At 36.2% G+C, this 6,484-nt stretch carries 7 protein-coding genes; 4 read left to right on the forward strand and 3 right to left on the reverse strand.

Translation table 11 applies throughout. From position 1 onward, the window contains the following. Positions 1 to 362: 362 nt before the first annotated feature. The 3 genes from VXK47_RS06140 to recN form a co-directional block, all read right to left on the reverse strand. Complete coding sequence (locus VXK47_RS06140; RefSeq protein WP_435547890.1) at positions 363 to 1,019, reverse strand: potassium channel family protein; 657 nt, start codon at positions 1,017 to 1,019, stop codon at positions 363 to 365. 5 nt (positions 1,020 to 1,024) lie between these two features. Then, on the reverse strand, positions 1,025 to 2,404 hold the full coding sequence (locus VXK47_RS06145) for a TrkH family potassium uptake protein (RefSeq protein ID WP_435547891.1): 1,380 nt from the start codon (positions 2,402 to 2,404) through the stop codon (positions 1,025 to 1,027). 174 nt (positions 2,405 to 2,578) lie between these two features. Continuing rightward, on the reverse strand, positions 2,579 to 4,279 hold the full coding sequence (gene recN / locus VXK47_RS06150) for a DNA repair protein RecN (protein ID WP_435547892.1): 1,701 nt from the start codon (positions 4,277 to 4,279) through the stop codon (positions 2,579 to 2,581). A 477-nt stretch (positions 4,280 to 4,756) separates the two neighbouring features. Here recN and VXK47_RS06155 point away from each other — a divergent pair, with 477 nt between their 5' ends. The 4 genes from VXK47_RS06155 to VXK47_RS06170 all read left to right on the forward strand — a co-directional run. Next, entirely contained in the window at positions 4,757 to 5,155 is a 399-nt protein-coding gene (locus VXK47_RS06155; RefSeq protein ID WP_435547893.1) for a HEPN domain-containing protein, read from the forward strand. Further along, positions 5,122 to 5,439 (forward strand): nucleotidyltransferase domain-containing protein, encoded by a 318-nt coding sequence (locus VXK47_RS06160; RefSeq protein ID WP_435547894.1) that lies wholly within the window; start codon positions 5,122 to 5,124, stop codon positions 5,437 to 5,439. The genes VXK47_RS06155 and VXK47_RS06160 overlap by 34 nt, the downstream gene beginning before the upstream one ends. Before the next feature lie 250 nt (positions 5,440 to 5,689). After that, positions 5,690 to 6,169 (forward strand): hypothetical protein, encoded by a 480-nt coding sequence (locus VXK47_RS06165; RefSeq protein WP_435547895.1) that lies wholly within the window; start codon positions 5,690 to 5,692, stop codon positions 6,167 to 6,169. An 89-nt stretch (positions 6,170 to 6,258) separates the two neighbouring features. After that, a partial coding sequence (locus tag VXK47_RS06170) for a hypothetical protein (RefSeq protein WP_435547896.1) occupies positions 6,259 to 6,484 on the forward strand: 226 nt, incomplete at its 3' end.

Consider the following 6,484-nt stretch of genomic DNA (forward strand, 5'->3'; position numbering starts at 1 on the left):
GAACCTTCTCATCTAAATGTGAACGTAAATACCCATACTTTACCTTGATTTTCTCAACAGTGTTTGACATACATAACGCATATCATTACCGTAGCTAAATGTCAACATAATTGTTCAATTTATTATTGCTAAGTTACTTAAAGGAGAATTAACTTATAAAATTACCGGCAAGATGAATTCAGTTAACATCATGAATATTAACCAAAACTTTATAAAAGACCGGTTTGATCAATCTTGTTTAAAAAGCAAATATTGTGCCATATATAAAAAGAAGCCTGTTTTCCGGGCTTATATTACTATCGGGATAGGATATCTGTATTATTTTTTTTGACTCTCAGCGATGCGGACCAAGGAAATGAGGCTTAACCTATATCTTTTTGCAAAGATCTGATGTGTTCATCACTACCGATAATATAAAGAATATCACTTTCTTTTAGAATAAAATCACCATCAGGTATTACAACTCTTTCCGGAATGATTTCTCTGATCATTGCAATTTGAATTTCGTATCGGTTTCTCAGCATTAAATCCTTTAGTTTTTTCCCGCGCCATTCTTTTGGCGGTGTCACCTCAATCAGGCTGAAACCTTCGGTAAGAGGAATATACTTTAAAAAATTCGGAGAAGATATTGTATTCGCCATTTGTTCCGCCAGATCGCGTTCGGGAAAAACAATATGTGTCGCCCCTATTTTTTCCAGTATTTTTGCATGATCTTCATTAACAGCTTTGGCAATAATGTTTTTAATATTTAATTCCTTCATATAAAGCGTAATTAATACGCTTACATCTAATTTGCTGCCAACGGAAATGACAACTGTATCAAAATCAGTGATGCCCAGCTTCATTAAAAAAGTCTTATCCTTGGCATCACCGATCACAGCTTTGCGCACAAATGGTTTAACCTGATTCACTATTTCTTCTTTGACCTCAACGGCCATTATATTATAACCGAGATAACTAAGTGATTTACAAAGATAAAATCCAAAACTGCTAAGGCCGATTACAGCTATATTTTTCATATTTATTATCCCACTAAAATATTATCTTCTGCATATTGGATGTCATTTTCATCATGAGTAGCTATAACTACTGCTAAAGTAAGAGGTCCGACTCTGCCTATCAGCATCACTATTGTCAATAAAATACGGCTAGCCGGGGAAAGAGCGGCTGTGATACCGGCAGAAAGGCCAACAGTGCCGAAAGCGGACACAACTTCAAAAAATATCTGAATAAATTGAGTTCCGTTATCACTGAAAGGAGTATTATGAAACTCCGCTATTGTAATCAGAAAAGAGAAAAGAATTACGGTTAGAATAGCAAAAACAACAAGAACTATCGCTTTTGAAATTACTTTAAAAGGCAGCGTACTGTAAAACAAGTTTACGTTTTTCGTATCATTGATTTTAGATCTTATAAATGCAAAAATTACCGCCAGAGTTGCCGTTTTAATGCCGCCGCCGCAAGATGCCGGGGATGCGCCAATAAACATCAGATTTGCAATAACCAACAAAGAAGACATGGATACTGTAGATATGTCGATGGTATTAAACCCGGCTGTACGTGCACTAACGGATTGAAACATAGAAGAAAGAATTTTTGCAAGAAGACTGTATCCTTTCATTGAAACATTATATTCAAAAATAAACAGAAAAACAGTTCCAATAATTATAAGTAAACCGGAAAACAAAAGGACAGCTCTGGAATGAAGTGATAGTTTGTGAAAAGAGAGCCCTTTTTTGCGATTCTTATAGAGTTCGTATATTACTATAAAACCGATGCCGCCGCTGATTATTAAAAACATAATTATTGAATTAACAAAAATGTCTGAACGATAAGCAGTTAAACTATCAGGAAAAGTACTGAAACCGGCATTGCAGAAAGCAGAAACTGAGTGAAAAGCGGCTGTGAAAAGAGCTTTGTCAAAGGGCATATCGAAAAGAAAACGGATTGTTAAAAGTACTGCGCCTATGGCCTCAAAAGCAAATGTAAATATAAAGACCGATTTTAAAAGTGAGCCTATATCAATTGTATCAAAAAAGGCTAAAGTTTCCTGAATAACTTCTCTGCTCCCGATACCGAATCTGCCATGGAAAAAAAACAGCAAAAGAGTAGAAAAAGACATTATTCCCAGACCGCCTGCCTGAATCAGAATAAGAATAATAATCTGGCCGGCCATTGAAAAACAGGAGCCGGTATCAACAACAATTAATCCTGTAACACAGGTAGCCGAAGTTGAAGTAAAAAGAGAATCAACAAAATTTAACGCGGGGCCGGTTGAAGCAAAAGGTCGGGACAATAAAAATGTTCCGATTAAAATAACACTTATAAAACTCAATGTAACCAGAGACTGCGGGCTTAAATTGGAAAAAGAAAATTTATTATATAGATTTCTTATATATCGCATAACATCAAGATATCAAACAGTAAAATATTATAAACTTGCAAAAAGTCCATTAAAATCAATTTAATCCTGTAACCATTGTATCTTTTGGGATCAACGGAATTTTAAAAATAAAACATATTTATTCGAGCTCAACGCAAAAATCGGCCATAATTTGGCGTTTTGCAATTGGTTCATTCATTTATTTTCAAGCATTTCAAGTGCATGTGCAATGGTTGCATCGGTTATTTTTTCACCGCCAAGCATTCTGGCGATTTCTTCAATACGTTCATTTTTGTCTAAGGGAGTAATTACTGTTTTGGTTTTACCGTCCGCCACATGCTTTGATATCCTGAAATGGTGATCAGCAAAACTTGCAATCCGGGCAAGATGAGTAATGCAGATTATCTGGTAGTTTTTTGCAAGAGATGCCATTTTCCGCCCTACGACTTCGGCGACAGCACCGCCTATACCCGCATCAACCTCATCAAATATAATCGTCTCAACCGTTTTGGTTTCAGCAAGAAGAGCTTTTAAAGCAAGTATAGTCCTTGAAAGCTCACCTCCGGAAACAATTGCTGAAAGAGGTTTTAATGCTTCTCCAACATTCGGAGCAATCATAAATACTGCATTGTCAATTCCTGTTTCATTCACAATACAGCCGTCTGCCGAAAAGATTGAATCGACGCCGCTTGATGCAGGTTGTGCCTGTAAAGACACTTCGAATTTAGTGCCGGACATTTTAAGAGTTGACAGTTCTTTTTCAACTTTTGCTGCAAATTTTTTTGCGTTTTCTTTTCTTTTTCCCGAAAGCAATTTAGCGCAGGCATCAAGCTGTTTGTGCATTTCATCAAGTTTTTTTTGAGTTTCGCAGATATTTTCAGCGATATTTTCAATACCGGAAAGCTCTTTTTCAGTTTCTTCAAGTTTTTCAAAAATTGCCTGTACGGATCCTCCGTATTTTCGTTTCAGCTTGTTTATTAAATCCAGCCGCGCTTCTATAGCTTCCAGCTCTTTTTCATCCGTTTGTATCTTAACAAGATAGTTTCTAAGCTCATTGGATATTTCTTCTATATTATATGCCGCCTGTTCAATGGATTCAGCTTTTGATGAGAGTGCAGGATCAAGCTTTCCTGCTTTTTCAAGATTTTTTCTGACATCAGCAAGCCTCTCAATTACAGCTCCGCGCATGCTGTGCAGCTCCTCAACACTATTATTTACAGCTTCAAATATAGCTTCAATGTTTTTAAGTCTGATTCGGTCAGATTCCAAAGTGGTATCTTCATCCTGTTTAATTGCCGCATCAGTTATCTCTTTTTTCCGGTACGAAAGATAATCGATTTGTTCGGCCTGGCGGTCTTTTACGGATTTAAGCTCTTTTAATTTTTTAGCAACAGGAATCATTTCATGATATAATTCAAATAGTTCATTTCTAATCGGAACAAGGCCGGCAAACTGGTCAAGAATCAAAAGATGCTGTTCTTCTTTCAACAGTCCCTGGTGGGCGTGCTGCCCTGAAATACTGACAAGATTTTCGGTTATGGACCCTAATATCTGAATGGTGGAAAGTCTTCCGTTTATATATATTCTGTGCCTGTCATTTTTTGAAATGATTCTTCTTATAAGAAGGCCGTCGGCAGGATCATAATCCTGTTCTTTCATGAGCTTTGCTGTTTTACTTTCAGGAATAATTTCAAACAGGGCTTCAAGCTCGGCAGCTTCTTCTCCGGTTCTGACCAGTGTTGAAGTAGCCCTGCTTCCAAGCAGAAGGTTGACAGCATTTATAATAATAGATTTGCCTGCCCCCGTCTCACCGCTTAAAACAGTCAGACCGTCAGAAAAACGTATGTGAAGATCATCAATTATTGCAAAATTTCTTATGGAAAGCTCGCAAAGCATATTAATAAACCGGATTATTTCAATAAGTTTGTATTGGTCATAAGCGTTTTTCTTTATCTCACAACCTTTTGATTTTGTAAATATTAATTTATAAATGCTATAATGGATATAATCGGATGTTATTCGTTGAAGATGATGAAATTGCAGAATATTCTGTTTTTGATAAAGGGTAACCGTATTTGGATTTTATCTAAAACTTAATCCGATTAAGTTATTATTGTTGTTTTTATTTAAAACCGGGAAATACCCACTTTCGTCATTCCGGCGAAGGCCGGGCACACAGTGAGGCTTTAGCGCTAACCATTAATTCCATTGGGTTCCGGATACCGGATCAGGTCCGGCATGACGGTTTGGGGATTTTTACATAATCATCAATAATTAATTGATTTTAGTAAACTATTAGTCTATATTTCATTGAAATGCTACAGGTTCAAAGTTCATATTTCTCTAACGGATTTAACAAATTCAGCAAAATAAATGACTAAAGATGAACATATCAGATACTGGCTGCAAGGAGCTGGCCATGACCTAAAAGCCGCGGAAAGTCTCTTTGAATCAAAAAAATATGACTGGTGTTTGTTTATAGCACATTTGGTGCTGGAAAAAGCTATAAAAGCAATATTTGCTTTGAAACATGATAAAGTGCCGCCCAAAACACACAATTTAGTTAAACTTGCAGAACAATCCTTAATCGAATTGACAGATGAAAGACAAATATTTTTTGATGAAGTAAATGATTTCAATCTCGAAGTAAGATATCCTGATTTCAAGCATGATTTTTATAATAGTTGCACAAAAGATTTTACTGAGATGTATTTTAATAAAATAAAGGAGAATTATCAGTGGTTGAAATCCCTGATCGAGTCCGGAAAATAATTGAAAAATATATACAAGCTTTAAGAGAAAATAACATCCCGATAAAAGAAGCGATTTTATTCGGCAGTTACGCAACCGGCAGATATACTGAGTGGAGTGATATTGATATTGCGCTTGTCTCAAACATATTTGAGGGAAATCGTTTTAATGATAGAAACAAGATACGCAAAATTAATTTATCAGTAAGCAGTGATTTGGAAATTCTGCCGTATCGCCCACAAGATTTCAATTCCGGTGATCCTTTCGTAAAAGAAATATTAGAAAGCGGCTTAAAAATAATCTAACATTTATGCTGAAATTGACAATCGGATAACTTATAGGTTTTCTCTTATTTTTTTACATTCCTGCGCGCTGGATTTTTGGCTCAATATTTTTTTATTAGGGTGCTTTTTTGGCGTATATAACTCTTGCATATCGTTTATAAATGTGATAATAAAAGTATATTTGTTGAATTATCGACCATTATAGCCATAAAATAATGGCTATTTGAGCAATTATTGCTTTCAAAATTATTATTTAACTTTGGAATCATATATGACTAAACGGCAAAATAAAACCCTAATCGATACCTCAATCGACCTGACCGACTTTTTCAAAAACCCTGCTTTCCCAAGACAAAAACAGTATGAGTTGATTCGGGCTATTGTTATTGACGGAGATTCAATAGAAGAGAGTGCAAAACGATTTGGGTATAAACCCAGTACTGCCTATTCCCTGCTCAGAGATTCCAGAGCCGGAAAAATAGAACTTTTCCCTGCTGTTAAAAAGGGGCCGCAGCAAAAACGGACAAGTCCTGACGTACAAGACAAAATCATTGAATACAGGAAAATGAGGTTATCTGCTTCTGATATTCGAGATCGTCTTGCCGAAGATGCTATTGAAATTTCTTCACGGACAGTTGAGCGTACCCTTAAAGATGCAGGCTATTCTAAATTAAAAAGAAGAACCCATAAAGAATTAGGTATCACTTTAAAAAATAAATCCATACCGGAGCGATCAGAGCATCTCGATTAATGAACTCAAACCCTTTAATGTTGATTGTCCCTCAGCAGGGTGCTTCTTTTTTTATCCCTTATATTTTAGAATCAGGAATTTTGGAGATTTTGAAAGAATGCGAAATGCCTGATTCAAGTGATATCGGATCAACACAGGCATGTCTTTCCATGTTGCTTTTGAAGTTGATGGGGCGGAAAAGATTGAGCCATATCGGTTCCTACGACAAAGAACCCGGTCTGGGAATTTTTGCGGGTCTGAATGTCCTTCCCAAGCCTACTTATATGAATACGTATTCCTGTCGATGTTCAGAATCACAAGTAATGGATTTGCAGA

Origin of the sequence: Desulfobacterium sp. N47 (genome assembly GCF_051233685.1) — a bacterium.
Lineage (GTDB): Bacteria > Desulfobacterota > Desulfobacteria > Desulfobacterales > RPRI01 > RPRI01.

What these genes read in the sequence shown, in the direction of transcription:
- VXK47_RS06140 (WP_435547890.1), bottom strand. Translation starts at nt 1,019, where the DNA reads ATGAAAAATATAGCTGTAATCGGCCTTAGCAGTTTTGGATTTTATCTT.
- VXK47_RS06145 (WP_435547891.1), bottom strand. Translation starts at nt 2,404, where the DNA reads ATGCGATATATAAGAAATCTATATAATAAATTTTCTTTTTCCAATTTA.
- recN (WP_435547892.1), bottom strand. Translation starts at nt 4,279, where the DNA reads ATGCTTTGCGAGCTTTCCATAAGAAATTTTGCAATAATTGATGATCTT.
- VXK47_RS06155 (WP_435547893.1), top strand. Translation starts at nt 4,757, where the DNA reads ATGACTAAAGATGAACATATCAGATACTGGCTGCAAGGAGCTGGCCAT.
- VXK47_RS06165 (WP_435547895.1), top strand. Translation starts at nt 5,690, where the DNA reads ATGACTAAACGGCAAAATAAAACCCTAATCGATACCTCAATCGACCTG.